Raw genomic sequence first — 19,237 nt, forward strand, 5'->3', positions numbered from 1 at the left:
GTGGACCATGCCAATTCCTAACTGGAAACCTGCTCTAAACCGTTTCGCTATCCAGTTTGGCGATCGCTTTCCTACCTGATTTTTATCCTTGACACAATCTATTTGACATACCCAATGCAGCATAAGAGGAATTTCCTTCATCTTTCACCTTTACACCTCCCTTCACTTCTACACCTCTAGTTTCTCAAACTCCTTTTGTCCATAAAGCATTTGCTGGTCAACTGCTGAAAGCACGCGATTATTTGCTAGGTCAGATTGCAAACAGCGGCAAACTAGCTCTGCTACATCCGCCCGATGAATCGACCCGGCAATGGTTGGGTCTGGAGTTAACACTGCATTGCCCGTTGCGGGTTCCGATTTTAGCCCGCCTGGACGGATGATGGTGTACGTCAATCCACTAGCAATTAAATGCTGTTCAGCCTTTTCTTTTTCGACTAGAACTTCACCTAATGCTTGCAGGGCTTGAGGAGGCAGCGCTACCACACTGTCACCGCTGCCAATCGACGATACCAAAATGAATTTTTGTGCCCCTGCTTTGACCGCAGCATCGATCAAATTCTTGTTGCCCAGGTAGTCTGCTCGCTCACCATCTTTAGGCAAACCACCGATCGTGCTAATCACTGCCCCAATCGGTTCTCCCTGCATTGCTTGCTCGACTTCAGCCACGTTCAGCGCATCTCCAAGAGCGATCGCAATTCCCATTGCCTCTAGCTCTGCCCGTGCCGCCTCGCTGCGTAAAAACGCTTTGACTGGAAGCGATCGCCCAACTAAACCACTAGCAATCTCGCGTCCTACCCCGCGACTGGCCCCGGCTAGAAATACATATGGTGCTGTCATCAAAGTTGCCTCCCCGTTTGAATCAATTGCTCACAGATTTAGACCTCTGCCACATTAGTGTGCGAGAAATCTTGCGCCTTTGTACAAATTGATTGGAAAAACCGACTAAAAAGATTCTACGCCTGGAACTTCTGCGTCAGTTTGGGGTCAAACACTGAGGAAGCGTAATGCTTCCTACAGGGGGGTTGGGGGCTAACCCCCCTTAAAAATTTCACGGTGCCACCCTACCGTCAAGACTCTGAAACCTTCTCCTTAAATAGCTTTCCAGCCGAAAACACAGGGACAGTCGTAGCCGGAATCGTCATCACTTCACCTGTCTTGGGGTTGCGCCCTTCACGGGATTGGCGTTCTCTTGCTTCAAATGTGCCAAAACCGACGAGAGTTACCTTGTTGCCTGCGGCGACAGATTCCTGGATGGACTCCAGCACTGCGGTTAGCACTGCATCCGCTTCTTTCTTGGTTACTCCTGCCTTATCGGCGATCGCATCCACTAATTCACCTTTGTTCATATAGGTTACTATTTAACGCTTGCAAGGATTATAGGGCACAGACCACGCAGACGCACAGCCAATAAAAAGCAGCCGCTACTGGGGTGGGCTGCTGGCTAGCATGAGTTGCTAGAAGTAGAATATCACATTGGTTAGTACATTTGAACTAAGTTGCTTTACCTAACTGAAGTGATACGGAATCCATTCTGTAGAGAAGCACGATTGGGTGTACGGGCGAAGCATTCGGCAAGAGAATTGTGCTTCAGTGGCAAGGATTATAACCGAATGCTTCGCCCCTACCGATACCGCTACTCTACAGAGGGGGGGACTGATTTGATTTTTGTGTAAGTGCGGACAAAATGCTCACACTTACACAAAAAATTGAACACTCTCATAGAGGGGATGTTGTTTGTGGAATGTATCTAGCCAATACCTAGCCAACCGATACAGGCTGAAGTGCCGGAAGCACTTTCTCACCAAAGACTTCAATAAACTGTTGTTGTTCACGGTTGACGTTATGTAGTAACAGTTCGCTGAATCCCAGCTCAATATCCTGTCTCAGCCAATCAATATGTTGCTGAGGGTCGGCAGAAATGCGAACGGATCCATCTAACTCATGGGGTTGCACAAATTGACCCGCAACCTCAAACTGACGAGGGGATTGCAGTTCTGTCATCAATACATTTTCAAAGATGTTACTGCGCCACTGTTCGTGGGCTTTTTGGCGGGCGGCTGTTTCATCTCGGTCATAGGAAAGTTGGACTTTCAGCAACATTGGTTTTCCGACTCCACCACCTCGACGGAAAGCGTCTACCACTTCCTTAAGTTGGTCGGGTGGGCGCGAAATCGTGATCAGTCCATCAGCCCAACTGCCCAGCCATTCTGCGGTTTTAGCGGTCACGGCTGCACCAATGATTAGTGGTGGAGTCTCAGGACGGGAATAAAGTTTTGCCTCTTCAACACAGACTAGTCCGCGATGAGTTACGGTTTCGCCCGCCCAGAGCGATCGCATGATATCCACACATTCTTTGAGCCGAGTGTTGCGATCGCTTTTGATTGGCCACTTATCGCCTGTGATTGTTTCATTGAGCGCCTGTCCGCTACCAACCGTGATCCAGAAGCGATCGGGAAACATCTCAGCTAGAGTTGCTGAGGCCTGAGCAATAATTGCAGGATGATATCGCTGCCCAGGCGCACAAACTACTCGATAGGAAAGGTTTGTTGCCTGCATAGCTGCCCCTAGCCACGACCAGGCAAAACCACTTTGTCCTTGCTGCTCAGTCCAGGGATGAAAGTGATCAGAGGAAAGAGCATGGGTAAAGCCTACTTGCTCTGCCAGTTGCACGTACTTCAGCAGTTCACTCGGCTTGAACTGTTCATGGGAAGCATGGTAGCCAATCTTTACCATAAGAATTTTTCCTGCTCGTGGTATTTAGTGAGGGCAGCTTTACTACCCTATTTCGCACGAGCATGGATAAAAATTCATCGGTTGTTAGGCATAAACCTTTTCCAGGTTTAACGGACACTGAGGTCTTAAAGGATTGTCTTCCATCGGTGGCTGAGCAATCACGCGCAGCTCATGGGGATAGCGGGGATGTGAATCATTCACCAACCAGATGGGCGGCACCATCATTGCCTCGTAATCGGCGATCGTATCAAAGGTGCCAGGTTGGGCTTTTAATTCAACGATTTGCCCCGGTCTATATTCAAATGCTTCTTCCCAATCTAAATCTGCCCCAGAATTCATAACCGTTATAAATAGTATTATCTTATACGGATTGTAAGGCTTGTTTATCGTTTAGGCAATATTCTGTAGCTATAGATACAATTTTTAATCGCGTTGAGAACACCGCAAATTCGATGCTTGGAGTTTTTAAGGTGTTTCGCAAAATACCTCTACGGGAGGAACAAATATCCGTCGTTAAGATACGTTTCGCATAGGGGCGGTTCGCGAACCGCCCCTACGAGAGGAAGCCCTTCACGGAAATTTCCTTCGCTACATTTGTTCTAGCTCTTTGCCCTTGGTTTCTTTAACCAGGAGGAGCACAAAGAAAAATGAGGTCGCAGCAGCGATGGTATACAAACTCACAATTAGCATCATCATAAAACTCCAACCAGCGGGTTAAACTTCTGCATGACGTTTTTGTCTGTCTTGGCACAGGATTTCTCGCGGTTTCATGAAGTAAGCTGGGCTTAGCTCAATCTGAGGTGCTGTGATGACTGACATCAAAGAGATGTTGCGCCAGGTGTCACTGTTTGCCCATTTGCCCGATCAACAGTTGCAGTGGCTCGCTGAGCAGGGTACTGAAGTTTGGCTAGAGCCAGGAGAATTGATTGCCGCTCAGGGAAGCCCGGCGGATGGCTTTTATGTGATTTTGCAGGGAGAAACCACCTGGACAAAAGAAGTGCAGGGGGAATCGGCTCATGCGGTGACGTTAGGCAAGGGAGACGTTTTTGCAGAACTGATTTTGCTGTTAGATGAAGCCTATCCCACAACAGGGCGAACCGTAACCCGTGTGCATCTCTATAAGTTGACCCCGGAGGGCTTCTGGGAAATGCTGAGAATCTGTCCGTCGATCTTCCGCAGCATTTTAAAAATTTCGGCGCAGCGATCGCAAATTCACGAGTCGGTTACTCAGCAGCAGGCTAAGCTGATTTCCCTTGGCACCCTCTCTGCGGGGCTAGCCCATGAGCTAAACAACCCGGCAGCAGCGGTTAAACGGAATGTATTTTACCTGGAAGAGGTGTTGCAAAAACTCCCCAACCTGGCGCTCAAGCTACACGAGCAGCCGATGACAGCAGACCGGATTAAGTTTTTGAGCGACCTATATCTTCAGGCGACAGAGTCCGCTAAGCAGGGCTGTCTGTTTGACCCGATCGCCCAGAGTGAAGCAGAAGATGCGATCGCCGATTGGCTAGAAGCTCATGATGTCGAGAATGGCTGGAAACTTGCCCCAATGCTGGTCATGGCTAATCTATACCCAGAGCGGCTAGATGAAATCATGACGCACATCGATCCAGACTGTCTGGGCAGCGTTTTGACCTGGCTAGAAGCAACGCTGACTGGAATCAAGCTTGTAGAAGACATTAAGCTCGGTTCAACCCGCATGTCTGAACTGGTGACAGCGATGAAAAGCTACTCCTACATGGATCAGGCACAGCTTCAAGAGTTGGATATACATGAGGGCATCAACAATACACTCACTATCCTGAAACATAAGTTGAAATATGGAATGACGGTCAAACGTGAGTACGGTGACTTACCTAAAATTTGTGCTTATGGCCCTCAGCTAAACCAGGTGTGGACAAATTTGATTGACAATGCTGTCGATGCAACTCAGGGAAAAGGACATCTGTGGATTCGCACTGCGCTAGAGGGCGATCGCGTCCTGATTGAGATTGCTGATGACGGAGGGGGCATTCCTGCTGATATCCAACCCCGCATTTTTGAACAGTTTTTCACCACAAAAGAAGTTGGCAAAGGCACAGGGTTAGGACTAGACATCGTTCGCCGCGTTGTCGTCGGTCAGCACAAGGGTGATGTTCACTTTGAGTCAAAACCTGGGGATACACGCTTTCAGGTGCGCCTGCCCCTTCGTCCACCCAAAAGTGCTGCTCCCAGCAATTAGGACACTGCACTCAATACGTAAATCCTGTTTCTGCAATTGAATCTACTGTATATGTCCAAATGCTTTGGGGTTTAGGTAACTAACTGTACTTTATCCCAGATGTATATACACATTAGATAACCAAGGGCTGAAACATGGTAGCGCGGCGCGGCGAAGATCTACGGTTTGATTTGACATTGGATTTTCGTAAGGCAGTTTTTGGTGGAGAAGAAATAATTCGGATTCGCCATTTAGAAAGGTGCCATGCTTGTGAGGGTTCTGGGCAACGACGAAGCATTGGCAGTTGGCTAGGAATGCAGCCAGGTATCTGTAATACCTGTGGGGAAAGTGGTCGAACTGCGATCGCCAAAAACTTGACGATTACTATTCCAGCAGGGGTTGATCAGGAGACTCGTCTCAGAGTTTCACGAGAAGGAGATGTTGGAGAAAATGGTGGTGAAGCTGGTGATTTGTATGTTTACCTGTTTGTGAGTCCACATCCTGAATTTCAGCGGGAGGGAACCCACTTATCATCAGAAGTGACGATTAGCGCTCAACAAGCGCTCTCTGGATGCGACATACAGGTCAACACCATTGATGGAGCGACAACGTTGACCATTCCTCCACAAACCCAGCCCAACACGGTCTTCACCTTACAGAACCGGGGGGTTCCCACACTAGGTAATCCTGGGCAACGCGGTAACCATGAGGTGACGGTCAAAATTGACCAACAGTCCAACCCCTTGTGTAGTAAACCTGATTTCTCTGACTCAACTGACCTGGATGGAAGATCCTATCTTCCGTCAAAAGTTCCTCCAGAAACTCCGAACGATCTCCTGAATCAAGGCGTTGAGAAGTTTAAGCGTGAGGATTATCGAGGAGCGATCGCTGATCTCCGACAAGCGATCGGATTAGATCCTAATTTTGCATTAGCGTACTCTGCTTGGGGCAATGTTTGTATCGCGATGCAGGACTACCAGAGTGCGATCGCCTGCTTTGCTCAGGCTATTCAGCTTGCTCCTAATCTGGTTGAAGCTTATGGTAGCCGTGGACTGGCGTATTATCTTTTGGGCGATCGACAACGAGCATTAGAGGAGTTAACTTACAGCATTCAAATTGATCCCTCGTTAGCTAACTCTTACTACACACGAGGGCAAATCAACCTGGAACTCGATCATATTCCCCAAGCTTTAGCAGATTTTGAGAGTGCGATCGATCTGTATCTTTCAACTGAAACTTGTTATCTAGCCGACGATGCGCTACCTCGAATTCAAAATCACTACCGCTCAGGAATCGCCTCCAGGCACTCACCAGTTGAGCCGTTGATTCAACAAGCAGCCGAGGCGCAGAATGCAGAAAACTTCCAGCAAGCGCTCAGTTACCTCACTGAGGCAATTCAGTTAGAACCAGAACTGGCTGATTTATATTACTATCGCAGCGCAGCCTATCAAGGATTGGGGCAGAGGCAATATGCGCTGGCAGATTTATCTCAGGCAATTCAACTCAATCCTAGAGTTGCTGACTATTACTACAACCGGGGCGGAATGTACTTTGATATAAAAAATGACGCCTGCATTGCTGACTTCGACCAGGTGATCAAGCTTGACCCCTACCTAGCTGAGGCACACTTCAACCTTGGCAGTGTTTATGTTAATCAGGGCAGGAAGCAGGATGGGCTGCCTTACATTCAACGAGCGGCAGAGTTATTTCAGCAACGAGGAGACAGGCAGAGCTATGAGCAAGTTGTTCATGTAATAAATCAAGTCACTACTTTGACATGATGACTGCAATTCTGATTACATAGCAGCGCTACACGCATACTTTAGAGATACGCCAACCCTTAGCTGCCTGAATTGCAGCTAAGGGTTGCTTCTACTACCTGAAGTTGCTCTGAAGTGCAGTCAAGAATATCCTACTACTACGCCTTCTCACCCCCGCTGAATCTTGCTATAGATGAGAGTGTGTAACGATCATTGGAGATAAAAGCGAGGGCTATGGTTAGAAGGATTGCGTTTTGGTTGCTGTGGGCGGGTTTTTCTGCCTATGCTTTTTTGCTGGCTCCGCCCAATCAGCCAGATACGTTTGCGTTAATCAAAGATCTCTCTACTGGACAGTGGGATGGCATTAATCCACTGGTGATTGCTTTGTTTAACATCATGGGCGTTTTGCCAATGCTCTACGCTTGTCTAGTGTTTATTGACGGCAGAGGGCAAAAGGTTCCAGCTTGGCTGTTTGCGTCGGCTTCGTTTGGTGTAGGCGCGTTTGCTCTGTTGCCTTATCTGGCTTTACGGAAACCCAATCCAACTTTCGTCGGTGAGAAGAATGCTTTACTCAAACCGCTCGATTCTCGCTGGACAGCGTTGGCGCTGGCGTTAGGAGCGATCGCCCTCCTCACTTACGGTCTAACTGCCGGAGACTGGAGCAATTTCATTCAACAGTGGCAAACCGATCGCTTTATCCACGTCATGAGCCTAGATTTTTGTATGCTCTGTCTGCTATTTCCAGCACTGATTGGTGACGATATGGCACGACGGGGTTTGCAGGATAAGCGAATTTTTTGGGCAGTGGCACTGGTGCCATTGCTGGGGGCGATCGCCTATCTCGTGCTGCGTCCACCATTAGAGACTGCTCCAGAGCGCGAATTGTCGCCTCAAAGTTAAATATTGGGATGTCAGGTCTCACACTTCAACCTAAGACCTTAAGCTTGACAGCTACTACTTATACCAAACTCGTCTGTAGAATAGCGGCATCTGTTGGGGCGAAGCACTTGGTCGCAATCCCTGCCACTGAAGCACAATTCTTTTGCCGAGTGCTTCGCCCTTACACCAAATAGTGCTTCCTTACAGAACGGATTCCGTATTAGAAATCAAAATAGATGTAAGGCGCAGCTTCATTTGGAGCCAGTAGCCATGCAGCAAATAGACAAATTGGCACCAGCAGAATTTTGACTGACCAGTTTAACTGCACTTTTAGCCCTCGCTGAATCAGATAGGCGATCGCCATTCCCACCACGATCAGTAAGAGTAGAAAAGTGATTTGGAGGCGATCGCTCCCTAATGCTTCTGCGTAAATCTTTTGAGCAAATTGAGCGTCTGCTGGATGTCCCCAGAGCCGCTGTACGACCAGACTCGACTCACGCAGGTCAGGCAAACGGAAGAAAATCCACGAGGTGAACACCATAAATTGTGTGAGTGCCCAGGCCGTTACTGTTCCGGGGAGGCTTTGCCACCAGTTCTTGAGCGCTGGGAATCGTTGAGACTGCGCCTCGGTTAGCCGATGCACAACGAGCGCTAGACCGTGCAGCAATCCCCACACCACAAAACCCCAGGCGGCTCCGTGCCAGATTCCGGCAATCAACATGACGATCGCCAGATTTACACAAGTCCGGATTAGGTTCTTGCGCGAACCGCCCAGTGGAAAGTAAAGATAGTTGCGGAGCCAGTCGCCCAGGGTAATATGCCAGCGTCGCCAAAAGTCAGCAATACTGGTGGAGAAGTAGGGGAAGTTAAAGTTTTGCGGTAGCTCAAATCCCAGCAGAATAGCGCTGCCCCGCGCCACATCCACATAGCCGCTAAAGTCGAGATAAAGCTGTAAGCCATAGGCAAAGGTCGCTAGCCACAGGTCGCCGCTGCCTGCCCGCTGGAGGTTGTTGAAGCTGAGGTCAACCAGAGTGCCGATGTGGTCGGCTAGCAGCAGTTTTTTCACCGCACCGCAAGCAATTAGCCAGAGTCCTTCGACAATTTGGTTGGGCGGCGGAAATTTCAGCGTCTTGATCTGGTCTGCTAGGGGATGGAATCGGGTGATCGGACCGGAAATCAACTTGGGAAAGAATAGCTTGTAGCTGGAAAACAGCAGAAAACTACGGGTTGGTGGCGCACCGCGATAGATGTCTACGAGATACGCGATGCATTCAAAGGTGAAGAAGCTGATTCCTAGTGGGGCGATGAGGCGATCGCCAATCCAGGCGGCATTCTCCTGGGCTACGGGTAGATTCAACACTGCGCCTACCGAAGACACCAGGAACGGCACATACTTAAAGCTCACTAGCAGCAAGACGTTCAGAAAAACGCCTATACACAGAAGCTTTAAGCGGCGATTGTTCCAGTCTTGCTGGGCAAGCTGCCAGTCCTCGCCTGCGGGGGCGCGCCAGTCGCATGGGGCAGCGATCGCCCGTCCCAGCCAAAAGTTGAGCAGCGTCATTAATAGCAGCAGCGGCACATACTGAAGCTGCAGCGAACTGTAGAAGACCAGGCTGGCAACCAGCAGAATCAGTAACTTGAGCGATCGCGCCTCTAGTGACCAGTAGATGCCCAGAACGCTCAACAGAAAAATGCCGTAAAGGATTGAGAGAAAAGTCATAGGTTCAGAGCAAACACCCCTGTAAAGCCAGGTTGTGATGACAACCGTATTCAGGTTGACTGCAATCGCTAATAAAAGTCCTTACAGTCTCGCCAGTATAGTCCCGTCTGTAAATTAAACATCCATTTTATGGCACTGCGTGCCTGAATCGAGCAGCTGTGCAGGAAAGCTTCCCTACACAGGATTTCCTTGAAAAATGGCTCTGTAGGACAGACCAACCAAAGTTTTTCTCGCTCCTAATTCACTGCAAATTTGACCTATGACAGCAACTAAAACCTGGGAAACAGAACTGTTTTGGGGTCTGGGCTATGAGTTTGATCCGCAGTAACTATTGACTCCGGCACAGCAGGCACTACAGGCAAAGCTGATTGACCTGTACGCGACGGTGCTGCAACCGAATGCGACCGCTTCCCTTCTCTCTCAAAAAAATCCGTAGTCTGTCATCTTGACTAAATACCGTTTGCTCAGATATGCTCTCACGTTAAGGTTGTCAATTTTACGCACAGACAGCCCTACACTACCCAAAGATCTAGCGCTACCCAAGGCTGCGGCAACAGCCCTGAGCAGCTAACCCCCAAACTGTACCGAGCAGTCTGGCGGCTAACGGTGAATTTTAACACTCCCTTAGCCACCCCGACTTGTCGTGTCAAAAAAGCGGGGTGGCTAGGTTTTTGGGGTTTCCTCAAAAACCTTAAGGAGTACAACTCATGTCTCAATGTTTTTTGGAATCTCCCAACGCCCCGACTGTTGAGAGAGAAGTTTCTGCCCTTCAGAATAGTGAGCGCGATTACCCCATAGGGGGAACTGCTTCGCATCGCCTGCGAGTTCTGATCATCGGTTCTCGTGATGGCGTAATAGAAACCATTCACGACCTGCATCGACGTGGCTTTGCCCAAGTGGGAATGTGGAGTCCGTTGTTACCTGCTCCTAGTTCTGGTGAGGTAATGAGTATTTTGACACGCGATCGAAGAAGGTAAGAAAAGAGGGAGGAGAGGGGGCGATCGCCCTCTCTCCTTTATCCATCCAACGAACTTCTTGCTCCACGTCCACTCCAATTGAGCTTGAGCAGATCGCGGAATCTTGCTGTAAATCCTCCTCAGATCAGGGAGATCCGTAGCAAGGCTGCTGTAGATCGACCCCTTGTTAGCAAATCTACAGCAAAGTAGTCGTTGCTCTATCCAAATTTGGGCAGATCTACAGCAAAGCTCCGTACAATAAGTTGTTAGATAACCTTAACTTGTTACATCTTAACCAAGCCACATTACTTCCAAATCCAATGAGGTAGGATTTGAATGAATACTTTCCTGAAGTGGGAATGCTGAAATTAATGTTGCTTAAGCACTTAATGAAAGGCTTCCAAGTTCATGTTGATATATGTTGGTGACGGTCGAGATGTAATTAAAAGGATTAGAAACAACCATTTGAAGGGTAATGTTGAAGCTTCAAGTTTGCGGAAACATCTCGCAATTGAAATGGGTTATCAAATCTCAGTTTCTAAACGTTCAAGTGGTTCTCAACGAATACGAATAGCTTTGCCAGAACCCGAGAAAGGAGAAAGCATTGTTTCTGCATATCTAAGTGGTGGTCTGTGGCAATACATTATTTGTGACTCATATGAGGAAGCAAATGTCTTTCAGGTCTAAATTTGAAATACTACTGCACAACCTACAAAATAGCCAGTTCTATGAGTTTGGTGGGCTTGCTGGTTTAATTTCTGGTGCTGGAGTATATGCTTTTCACCATCATCAATATCCTACGACTAGCTAATAGTTCGGATGCAACGGATTAACCGAAGCCGCTTAGGTTCGGTTCAAAGACCCTGGAACTGCTGACCCGAACCGTTAGCGGTCACAAAGTCATATCGTTTGTTGGAGGTAAGCAGCGACCTGGAAACAAAATAATTGCTCAAACTGATCGTAAAGCCCCTCTAAAGGGGGATGCTTTAGAGGAGCATTAAAGCCACGTTGGTTTGAGTAGCAAGATCAATATTATGAATGTACGAGCATTTTTCCGAGCCGCTACAGTTGAAGATGCTGCCCCTCCTTACAACAACATTCAACTGAAGGTTTTCTACCCCGCCCAGTTGACAGGTAGCGACCAGGAGCAGGACATGGGCATTGTTCCTGCTGATGCTCAACACTCCCCCTTCAAGGTCGTTATTCTTTTCAACGGTATCAATTGCGGTCCTGAAGTGTATCAATGGCTGGCTGTTAAGTTGGCAAAGCGTGGATTAGTGGTCATTACATTTTCCTGGATTGCCGAAAATCTACCTGGAATGGTGGCGCTTACTCCTGGGGTTGACATTAATATGCTGACTCCAGCTATGTATGGTAAAGCTCCGACGGCTTCTGCTTTACCAACTTTGCTGAGGGAGCTAGAGAGGCTCCAGGGTGAAGGGGTGCTGGCGGGTCTGCTCGACTTAAATGGTGTCATTCTGGGAGGACATTCTGCTGGAGGTAGGGTTGCAATTGAAAGCGCAGATTCACGCTTTTTCCCATCTGTTGTCGCTGCTTTCGCCTATGGCGCTCATACTGCAGCGATTACCCAGTTAGGTTATGCAGCAGGCACGATCCTATCTCTACCAGATTCCTTACCCCTTCTACTAATCGGGGGAACTCGTGATGGAGTTATTGCTAATAGTAGCCATCGCTATGGAGTGGGTTGGGAAGAAGCTACAACACCAGTTAAGCTGACCTTTCAAGAGGCGATCGTAGGTGGCAGAAGTGATAGTTATTTGCTGCTTCTAGAAGGAGCCAACCATTTTTCGATTGCTGATCCATTCGATTTCACAACAGGCAGACCATTTCTAGACTTTCCAGCTACCCAATCAGAAGAACAACTGCGGGATTTAATGGCGGAGGCGATCGCCATGTTCATCGATGCTCATGTTCGTGACGAGGCAACAGCTCTTGAAGCTCTCAATCAATTATTAGTATCTAACAATCCTTTGATTGCATCATTTGAGCGCAAGTAATTTATAGTTTCAAGTCTGGTGATTTGAGATTGAGTGACTCTCGGTGATCAGTAGCGACTGTACCTATCAATCTCGCCGAGTGAGGATAAGATGCTGGAGCCGTACCTCAGCTAACCGTTCAGATGGGTTAGTTCGGGTACCGACTGTAAACTCTCCAATCAACGCGTAATAAACCATCCGGGCGCGTACCATTGCTTCAAAGGGTGTAAAGCCTAGTTCTAAAAACAAAGTTTTCGTGTAGCTCAAACGCCGCTGGTCAACTTGCTCAAGTAGCAACGCAACTTTAGAATCGTTCGCTGCCCAAGATCGAATCGCGTGTTCGACTTGACCATCATCTTGAATCGCCAGTTCAAACAAGTAGAGCAGTTTCGTTGAAGCATCACCGCCCGCCACTTCAACTTGCTCAATAATGCTATCTGTTTCACGACTGACCCAATCTTGTAAGATCGCCTCCAAAAGCTCTTCTCGATTCTTGAAATGCCAATAGAAACTACCTTTCGTCACATTCAATAGTTGAGCCATTGGCTCAACTCGCACCGACTCCACTCCTTTTTCTGCTAAAACCTTTAGACCCAAATCAATCCAGTCTTGCTGTCCAAGCTTAGAACTCTCTTTTTTCTTGACCATACGGTAGCGTATTGACATCTACGTTATGTGAATTCTAACCTACAAACATACGGTAGCGTATGTAAGAAAGGATTGAGATGAAGATGCTTCAAGTGAGTGGATATTGGTTAATTTGTACAGGTGTTTTACATGCTTTAATCACTGGATGGCAATTTGCTGACCCTTTAATGGATATTGTGCAGGCGGGTTGGTTCAACGCAGTTGCACCACATCCATCGACTCCTTTTTATGACCGAGAAGATGCATTTTGGTGCATGATGATCACACCATTTCTTCTCTTAATTGGGCAATTGTGCTGTTGGGCGCATACAAACAACGTTCCCTTGCCAAATTTTCCTGGCTGGATTCTCCTTCTAACGGCTGTTGTTGGAATTACTCTTGAACCAATTTCAGGATTTTGGCTCATCATTCCTCCAGCGCTATTGATTCTAGCTAATTCGCATAACCGTAAGGAATCCTTAGGGAAAGCGCCATAGCGCTTTCCCTAACGCGATGTTACATAGCAGCTAACAATCGTCCTGCAAACGTAGCAGCTTCTGAACACGGTCGTTAGCTGTTTCGTTTCGGTCGTGGGAGCATAGTTAGAAACAGTGTTGGGAGTTCGATGGATGATTGAAGCAGTTCTTTTCGATCTCGATGGAACGTTGCTCGATCGGGATGCCTCAATTAAGCGATTTATTGCAGCCCAATATGGCAGACTCGGCAACTACTTAAGCCACATTCCTAAAGCCGATTACGTTAGCAGATTCATTGAACTAGACTGTCATGGTCATGTTTGGAAAGATAAAGTTTGTCAAGAACTGGTTGCGGAGTTTGGGGTAAGAGGTTTAGGTTGGCAGGCGTTACTTCAGGATTACGAGACACAGTTTCAGGCTCATTGTGTTCCATCTCCTTTTCTCGCTGAGGTATTAAGTGAACTGAAGCAGCAAGGCTACTTGTTGGGCATCGTGAGTAATGGTTTGGGAACGTTTCAAACTCGTGCGATTGAAGGATTAAAAATTCAAGATTATTTTGAGGTGATCTTAATTTCTGAAATTGAGCAAGTGAGAAAACCACAAGCAGAAATTTTCCACAGAGCTATGAAGCAATTGGGAGTAACTTCTATTAGAAGTGTGTTTGTTGGCGATCATCCTGAAGCAGATATTATGGGTGCAAAGAATGCTGGAATGAGAGCGATTTGGAAACGGAGTTTGAACTGGGAGGAGGTAAAAGGAGCAGATGCAACTATCACTGAACTCAATGAAATTCCCTTCGTTCTTCAGCAGTTTGAGAGTAGTTGACAACAGGTAATAATTTCAATGCACCACCGACTTTTCGTTTACGGAACGCTCGCCCCAGGTCGACCCAATGAACACGTTCTAGCGGATGTTCCGGGAGAGTGGGAGCCAGCAACTGTCACTGGCATGTTGCTTCCAGAAGGCTGGGGTGCAGCGGTTGGCTACCCAGGCATTGTCTTGGATAAGGATGGCGACGAAATTGAAGGTTTTCTCTTTAGCTCCGAGAGGTTGACTGAGCACTGGACTCGCTTGGATCAGTTTGAGGGTGAAGGCTATGAGCGCGTCCTAACGACAGCGAAGCTCAAAGACGGAACCACTGTGGATACCTACATTTACAGGCTCCGCACAAAGCTTTTGCACTCGTAGATCAGGACAATTGGCATAACTGTAACTTTCCAGTGCGATCGCCATCTCACAGGGTGCGCAATAACGCGCTTTTAACTTTGTGTAGCTACAGTCAGAATCACTGTTGAACGTTCAAGCCTTATGAGCGAGTGCGTTTGCTTAGCAGCAGTGCACCCTACCTTGACTGCTCCAACACCACAAGTACGTCTCGCGCAAACGTTTGTGAATTCTTGAGGCTATGGAGGGCGTAGATAGTCTCAAGGAATTTCTGTGTATCTCGAAGGGTTAATGCTTCCATAATGCGAATCAGCCTTTAACAAAGTGCGATCGCCAATAGCAGAACACTATGTATAGTAATATACTTCGGTTGCTTGTAGAAGAAATATCATGAGTAGCATTCATCTTGCCCATTTTTGCCAACCGTTAATAGGGCTGCCCGAGATATGTAACTCTCAACACATGGTCATTATTCCATTGGGATACCAGGCAGTTGATGTAGAACTGATCTTAGAGGGGGATAAACCAGTGCGATGCCGTTTTGTAGAGTACATTGCTGATAAGCAAACGTACCATTTGATTAGGCTGAGATTGTAGAGATATCACTTTATCATCCAAGTCATCCACTAGCGCTAATCTTTACTGAGTTGTTGGGCTGCTCTCCGTTACACCTTACGGTATTGTTCCTATACTGCGTATAGGCAAGCAACAGAAAGACAACGGAGAAACACTACAATGGGCAAGGCATGTCCAAGCTTCTATGATGACGAGATGGTGTTTGCAACCTATATGCGACATCGCCATCGTTTAGACGCGCCCAACGAAACGCTGGAAAAGCCAGTCATTCTAGAGCTTGTTGCCCCTATTACGAACAAACGCATTCTCGATCTTGGCTGTGGTGATGCTGCAATTGGGAGAGAATTCCTCCACTACGGAGCAGCAAGTTATATGGGTGTCGAAGGTTCACACAAGATGGTTGAAATTGCCACCCAAACGCTTACTGGCACGTCAGGTCAGGTCATTCTACAGACAATCGAAGACTAGATTTATCCACCTGCAGCATTTGATCTAGTACTGGCAAGACTTGCACTCCACTATGTTGCTGACCTTGCACCAGTTTTCACCAATATCTTCCGTACACTCGCTGCTGGAGCACAGTTTGTCTTTTCGGTTGAACATCCCGTGATCACATCATGCGATCGGGGTTGGGTTGATGGAACGCCCGTCAAGATTGGGTGGTTGACAACTACTTTTCAACCGGAGTAAGGGTTGCCGATTGGTTGGGGAATACTATACAAAAATATCATCGCACCATCGAAGACTATTTTCATCTGCTTCAGACTGCAGGGCTTCGGGTTGAAGAACTGCATGAAGCAAAGCCACAACGCAACCACTTTTACGACAGGCAAACGTATGAACGACGTAAGTGAATTCCACTTTTTCTTATCTTTTCTGCACGCAAGCTTATGTAATAGAGCATCTGTATAGGAACAACTGTGTCTACTTTGAGATTCAGAAACTATTCAAATATTAAAATCAAAGAAATGATGAAAGCTTATCTTCTGCTACTCAGTTTAATCAGCACGGTAATCACTATCTCAGCCTGTACAAGTCAATCGGCATCAGAATCAGCAGCAGAGCCTGGGCAATTGTCAGATTTATCAGCATTGGAGTCTGCCGCCCTAGCAAACTTATCGATGATGATTAACGAACAATTCTCAATTTATGGCACCCAAGTAAAATTCTCTGCCACGGGCGGAGAATTTAGGGAAGGACTTCCCCCCTCAGACGATAACTACAGCTACCAAATCGCTCAAGTAACACCAACGAAGGTTTACATGACGGCTATAGCTAATCAATCTAACCTCCGTAGTTTATCTGCTCAGATTTTTGTTATTCCTGAAGCTAGTCGGGCTCAAGCCTATAGCAACAGCCCAATTAGTGGCTCTATTTGTGTTACTAACACCCCTTCTCAATCTGCCCCAACTGAACCTGCTGATGCTACTGTTGCCGAACCACCCTGCCCATCAGGGTCGTTTTCCGCTGGTGTGTTCTACCCCTATGGCGGCAACCAATGAAGCTAGGGCTTGGTTAGAGTAGCTGCCGAAAGCTCATTTGTCGTGTTTAGAGTTAGACCCGTGAAATCAAACCTTTAACTTCGCAACCATTTCAGCACGGGCAGAAACGTCTAGCTTCCGAAATATTCGCTTGAGTACCTGTTTTACAGCATCACGACTGATATTCAACTTTAAGGCGATTTCTCGATTGCTGAAGCCTTGGGCAACTAATTCCGCAATGTCAATTTCTCGTGGTGTTAAACCGTTGACTATAGATGGAGCGATCGCAAGACGCAAAGTTGCTAAACGCACGGATAAATGTTGACATAGAGAACTGACTTGAATTAGATCAGGGTCACCAAAGGCAGGAAGCTCTTTCCCACGCATAAAATAGATTCCACCAATCAGCCGACCTACCCCGATTAGTGGTGCAACCATGCCATGTTCGACCCCATAAATACGGAATACATTCTGATAAAGGTCGCTTTGGTGCCAATCCTCTAAAGACTGAACTGATAGATGGTGAACCGGAATTTGCTGCCGTATCATTTGTTGGCTCACTAAATCTGCACTTTGCCCAATATCTTGATAGTGATCTCGAAACGTATCTGGCAGTCCCCAAAGATCTGACTCAAATACTCGAAAACGGCTATCGAGCAAATCCAAGCCCCAAGCCGTAGCTCCTACCAGCTCACCCGCGTAGCTCATGAAGCAAGAGCGTAATTGTGCTTCATTTGAGACCGTAGTGATTTTTTCGATCAAAGGGGCAAATTTCATAGATTTATACCCAGTTGGGGACTTGGTTAAAGGGTTGTAAGACTTTATTTTGTAGAACTGGTCTGCAATTTAGATGTTCTATGTCTATCCCCATTTCAACCTTTTTCGTTGGGCTTAATGGTTTTATTGCGTTTGCTTTGTCTTACATTGTCGTTATGGAACGTACTCGAACTCGCATCTGGCATGGAGAAACTGAAGCAGCACTTATAAACCAGCCTAATTACCTTGAACGTCCCAACAAATGGGCAGCTTTTGTGGAAAACTGTACTCAAAAATCCCTGCTCACCAAAGCTGACGATGGCATTCTTCAGCGCAAGGTACGTGCCTATGGAAATTTTACGGAATACGTACCATTAGGGCTGTTGTTTATCATAACCTTAGAGTTGATGCATTCGTCGCCTTGGATACTTTGGCTGATAGGGAGTGCGCTAACAATAGGACGGGTAGCCCACGCATGGGGCTTAATTACCACCTATGGTCCCTCACCTAGTCGCGCAGTCGGATTTTTCCTAACTTGGTTTGTTTACATTGTTGGTGCTGCTGCCTGCATATACTCCAGTGCGATCGCCATCCTGTGGGATGCGTCATGATGCACCTTTTTGTATGTAGTTATATGTAGTCACTGCTTGAGCTTCAAGGCTTAGTTCGGTACTAATTTGAATAACATCTGGCGAGGAAATAGGAACGCGAAACAGCTGATTATTAAAGTCAAATAACTGGGTTCTAAGTAAAATAGAGAGTAAAAGATAAGGGTGAAGACAGGAGGGGATAAGTGGAACTTACATCTAAGCAAATAGCAGAAGCATTTTCTAGTCACAAATTTGAACTCACTTATCCATACTGGTCAGATCATATTCGACGGAATAATGTAGGTGGTCAACAGTTTGACGGCAGAGACAATGTAATTCAGTCCTGTGAAAAGTCGGCAACGCATTTAGCAACGGTTAAAACAAAATTTAGCAAATTCAGAACTATTCTCAGTGAGAACTGTGTAGTAATAGATAGCCTCGCCGAATACGGATCGACTGGCAATGAATTGTCTACAGTTGCATCTTGTGACATTTACCACTTTGCCAAGGGTAAAGTGCCTGAAATTACTTCAATCAACATTGAATTAAATCAAAGTTGATTGAACCACTTGAAGGCGTACAATAACCCCAAGACACATCGATCGCTGAAAGATTATCAGTGCGATCGCCCCCAGTTTTATGTTGACAAGAAAACCTAACTTCTTAACCTAATTCACTAATGGATGTGAAGGCAAAGCATTCAGGTCACGAACAGTGACAAACTGATAGCTGCGATCGCGTAAAGCCGTAAAGATATTACGCATCGCATAAAGAGTAGGCTGCTTCCAAGTGTGAGCAAGCACGACCCGACCATCAAATGCTCTACTCACCATCATGCGTTGCATAAAAGCAGTATCGGCACTATCTTTTTCATCGTGGGGAGTGTGCCAACCGACGCAGCGATAGCTCGGAAACTGTCTAACAATCTCATCATGCAGCTTCTTCGTTAATGCTCCATAGGGCGCACGGAAATAAGTGGGAGAACGTTGAATCGTTTGGGTGATGAGATCATGATTTCTACGCACATCATCAATAGCCTCATCCACAGATAGCTTTGCCAGGTTGCGATGGCTAAAGGAGTGATTGCCAATTTCATGACCTTGCTCAGCCATTGCTTTGAGCAGATCAAGGTGCTTTTTAGCATTCACACCGACCACAAAAAAAGACACTTTTATGTTGTACTGCTGCTGATTGAGTTCGCGAATTACCCGCAACAGTTCAGGGGTTCCTGCAATCGGCTCTGTTTTAGGATCATCATCAAAGGTAAAAGCAATCCGTGGCATCCTGACTTCCTCACTGATGCAAGTTTTAAGTTGCGTCTG

General features: G+C 47.0%; 23 protein-coding genes. 15 read left to right on the forward strand and 8 right to left on the reverse strand.

Features of this window, described 5'->3' with window-relative positions; all coding sequences use genetic code 11:
- Positions 1-168: 168 nt before the first annotated feature.
- From H6F93_RS21410 to H6F93_RS21425, 4 genes are all read right to left on the reverse strand, one after another.
- The gene (locus tag H6F93_RS21410; protein ID WP_190685087.1) at positions 169-837 is read right to left on the reverse strand and encodes an SDR family oxidoreductase; all 669 of its coding nucleotides are present in this window, start codon (positions 835-837) and stop codon (positions 169-171) included.
- Between the two features lie 230 nt (positions 838-1,067).
- On the reverse strand, positions 1,068-1,346 hold the full coding sequence (locus tag H6F93_RS21415; protein ID WP_190642954.1) for an HU family DNA-binding protein: 279 nt from the start codon (positions 1,344-1,346) through the stop codon (positions 1,068-1,070).
- A 412-nt stretch (positions 1,347-1,758) separates the two neighbouring features.
- Positions 1,759-2,733, reverse strand: coding sequence for a TIGR03885 family FMN-dependent LLM class oxidoreductase (locus tag H6F93_RS21420; protein ID WP_190685090.1), 975 nt, complete (start codon positions 2,731-2,733; stop codon positions 1,759-1,761).
- 84 nt (positions 2,734-2,817) lie between these two features.
- On the reverse strand, positions 2,818-3,072 hold the full coding sequence (locus H6F93_RS21425; RefSeq protein ID WP_190642956.1) for a hypothetical protein: 255 nt from the start codon (positions 3,070-3,072) through the stop codon (positions 2,818-2,820).
- Between the two features lie 469 nt (positions 3,073-3,541).
- Here H6F93_RS21425 and H6F93_RS21430 point away from each other — a divergent pair, with 469 nt between their 5' ends.
- The 3 genes from H6F93_RS21430 (at position 3,542) to H6F93_RS21440 (ending at position 7,593) form a co-directional block, all read left to right on the forward strand.
- Positions 3,542-4,954 carry an ATP-binding protein gene (locus tag H6F93_RS21430; RefSeq protein WP_190685093.1) on the forward strand — a complete coding sequence of 471 codons (1,413 nt, stop codon included), beginning with the start codon at positions 3,542-3,544 and terminating at the stop codon, positions 4,952-4,954.
- Positions 4,955-5,088: 134 nt separating this feature from the next.
- Entirely contained in the window at positions 5,089-6,714 is a 1,626-nt protein-coding gene (locus tag H6F93_RS21435) for a DnaJ C-terminal domain-containing protein (protein ID WP_190685098.1), read from the forward strand.
- Between the two features lie 213 nt (positions 6,715-6,927).
- Positions 6,928-7,593 carry a DUF2834 domain-containing protein gene (locus H6F93_RS21440; RefSeq protein WP_190642960.1) on the forward strand — a complete coding sequence of 222 codons (666 nt, stop codon included), beginning with the start codon at positions 6,928-6,930 and terminating at the stop codon, positions 7,591-7,593.
- A 199-nt stretch (positions 7,594-7,792) separates the two neighbouring features.
- On the opposite strand, the gene H6F93_RS21445 is transcribed toward H6F93_RS21440, so the two are convergent.
- Positions 7,793-9,292 carry an MBOAT family O-acyltransferase gene (locus H6F93_RS21445; protein ID WP_190685100.1) on the reverse strand — a complete coding sequence of 500 codons (1,500 nt, stop codon included), beginning with the start codon at positions 9,290-9,292 and terminating at the stop codon, positions 7,793-7,795.
- 707 nt (positions 9,293-9,999) lie between these two features.
- Between H6F93_RS21445 and H6F93_RS21450 the strand changes: the two genes are divergently transcribed.
- From H6F93_RS21450 to H6F93_RS21455, 3 genes are all read left to right on the forward strand, one after another.
- On the forward strand, positions 10,000-10,269 hold the full coding sequence (locus H6F93_RS21450) for a hypothetical protein (protein ID WP_190685104.1): 270 nt from the start codon (positions 10,000-10,002) through the stop codon (positions 10,267-10,269).
- A gap of 387 nt (positions 10,270-10,656) precedes the next feature.
- The gene (locus H6F93_RS35885; RefSeq protein WP_524537992.1) at positions 10,657-10,935 is read left to right on the forward strand and encodes a hypothetical protein; all 279 of its coding nucleotides are present in this window, start codon (positions 10,657-10,659) and stop codon (positions 10,933-10,935) included.
- Positions 10,936-11,282: 347 nt separating this feature from the next.
- Positions 11,283-12,266, forward strand: coding sequence for an alpha/beta hydrolase family protein (locus H6F93_RS21455; RefSeq protein ID WP_190685106.1), 984 nt, complete (start codon positions 11,283-11,285; stop codon positions 12,264-12,266).
- Between the two features lie 66 nt (positions 12,267-12,332).
- Here H6F93_RS21455 and H6F93_RS21460 read toward each other — a convergent pair whose 3' ends face one another.
- Positions 12,333-12,911: a TetR/AcrR family transcriptional regulator gene (locus H6F93_RS21460; RefSeq protein WP_242043553.1), complete on the reverse strand. Its 579-nt coding sequence runs from the start codon at positions 12,909-12,911 to the stop codon at positions 12,333-12,335.
- Between the two features lie 59 nt (positions 12,912-12,970).
- On the opposite strand from H6F93_RS21460, the gene H6F93_RS21465 reads away from it, so the two are divergent.
- From H6F93_RS21465 to H6F93_RS21485, 7 genes are all read left to right on the forward strand, one after another.
- The gene (locus H6F93_RS21465) at positions 12,971-13,369 is read left to right on the forward strand and encodes a DUF6463 family protein (RefSeq protein WP_190642967.1); all 399 of its coding nucleotides are present in this window, start codon (positions 12,971-12,973) and stop codon (positions 13,367-13,369) included.
- 132 nt (positions 13,370-13,501) lie between these two features.
- A complete protein-coding gene (locus tag H6F93_RS21470) occupies positions 13,502-14,173 on the forward strand; it encodes an HAD family hydrolase (RefSeq protein WP_190685110.1) in 672 nt (223 codons plus the stop codon).
- Positions 14,174-14,191: 18 nt separating this feature from the next.
- Entirely contained in the window at positions 14,192-14,536 is a 345-nt protein-coding gene (locus H6F93_RS21475; RefSeq protein WP_190685114.1) for a gamma-glutamylcyclotransferase family protein, read from the forward strand.
- Positions 14,537-15,247: 711 nt separating this feature from the next.
- Positions 15,248-15,556: a class I SAM-dependent methyltransferase gene (locus H6F93_RS33450; protein WP_199313878.1), complete on the forward strand. Its 309-nt coding sequence runs from the start codon at positions 15,248-15,250 to the stop codon at positions 15,554-15,556.
- Positions 15,557-15,778 carry a methyltransferase domain-containing protein gene (locus tag H6F93_RS35380; protein WP_524537994.1) on the forward strand — a complete coding sequence of 74 codons (222 nt, stop codon included), beginning with the start codon at positions 15,557-15,559 and terminating at the stop codon, positions 15,776-15,778.
- Positions 15,748-15,942: a hypothetical protein gene (locus H6F93_RS33680; RefSeq protein ID WP_206755753.1), complete on the forward strand. Its 195-nt coding sequence runs from the start codon at positions 15,748-15,750 to the stop codon at positions 15,940-15,942. Before H6F93_RS35380 ends, H6F93_RS33680 begins: the two co-directional genes overlap by 31 nt.
- A gap of 114 nt (positions 15,943-16,056) precedes the next feature.
- Positions 16,057-16,590 (forward strand): type IV pilin-like G/H family protein, encoded by a 534-nt coding sequence (locus H6F93_RS21485; protein ID WP_190685116.1) that lies wholly within the window; start codon positions 16,057-16,059, stop codon positions 16,588-16,590.
- A gap of 66 nt (positions 16,591-16,656) precedes the next feature.
- On the opposite strand, the gene H6F93_RS21490 is transcribed toward H6F93_RS21485, so the two are convergent.
- Positions 16,657-17,277: a helix-turn-helix transcriptional regulator gene (locus H6F93_RS21490; protein ID WP_206755754.1), complete on the reverse strand. Its 621-nt coding sequence runs from the start codon at positions 17,275-17,277 to the stop codon at positions 16,657-16,659.
- Positions 17,278-17,426: 149 nt separating this feature from the next.
- Here H6F93_RS21490 and H6F93_RS21495 point away from each other — a divergent pair, with 149 nt between their 5' ends.
- Positions 17,427-17,936: an MAPEG family protein gene (locus H6F93_RS21495; RefSeq protein WP_190685122.1), complete on the forward strand. Its 510-nt coding sequence runs from the start codon at positions 17,427-17,429 to the stop codon at positions 17,934-17,936.
- 182 nt (positions 17,937-18,118) lie between these two features.
- Positions 18,119-18,475, forward strand: coding sequence for a hypothetical protein (locus tag H6F93_RS21500; protein ID WP_190685126.1), 357 nt, complete (start codon positions 18,119-18,121; stop codon positions 18,473-18,475).
- Between the two features lie 108 nt (positions 18,476-18,583).
- Here H6F93_RS21500 and H6F93_RS21505 read toward each other — a convergent pair whose 3' ends face one another.
- Complete coding sequence (locus tag H6F93_RS21505) at positions 18,584-19,198, reverse strand: polysaccharide deacetylase family protein (protein WP_190685129.1); 615 nt, start codon at positions 19,196-19,198, stop codon at positions 18,584-18,586.
- Between the last annotated feature and the right edge of the window lie 39 nt (positions 19,199-19,237).

Source organism: Leptolyngbya sp. FACHB-671, from assembly GCF_014695745.1.
Lineage (GTDB): Bacteria > Cyanobacteriota > Cyanobacteriia > Elainellales > Elainellaceae > JAAUTN01.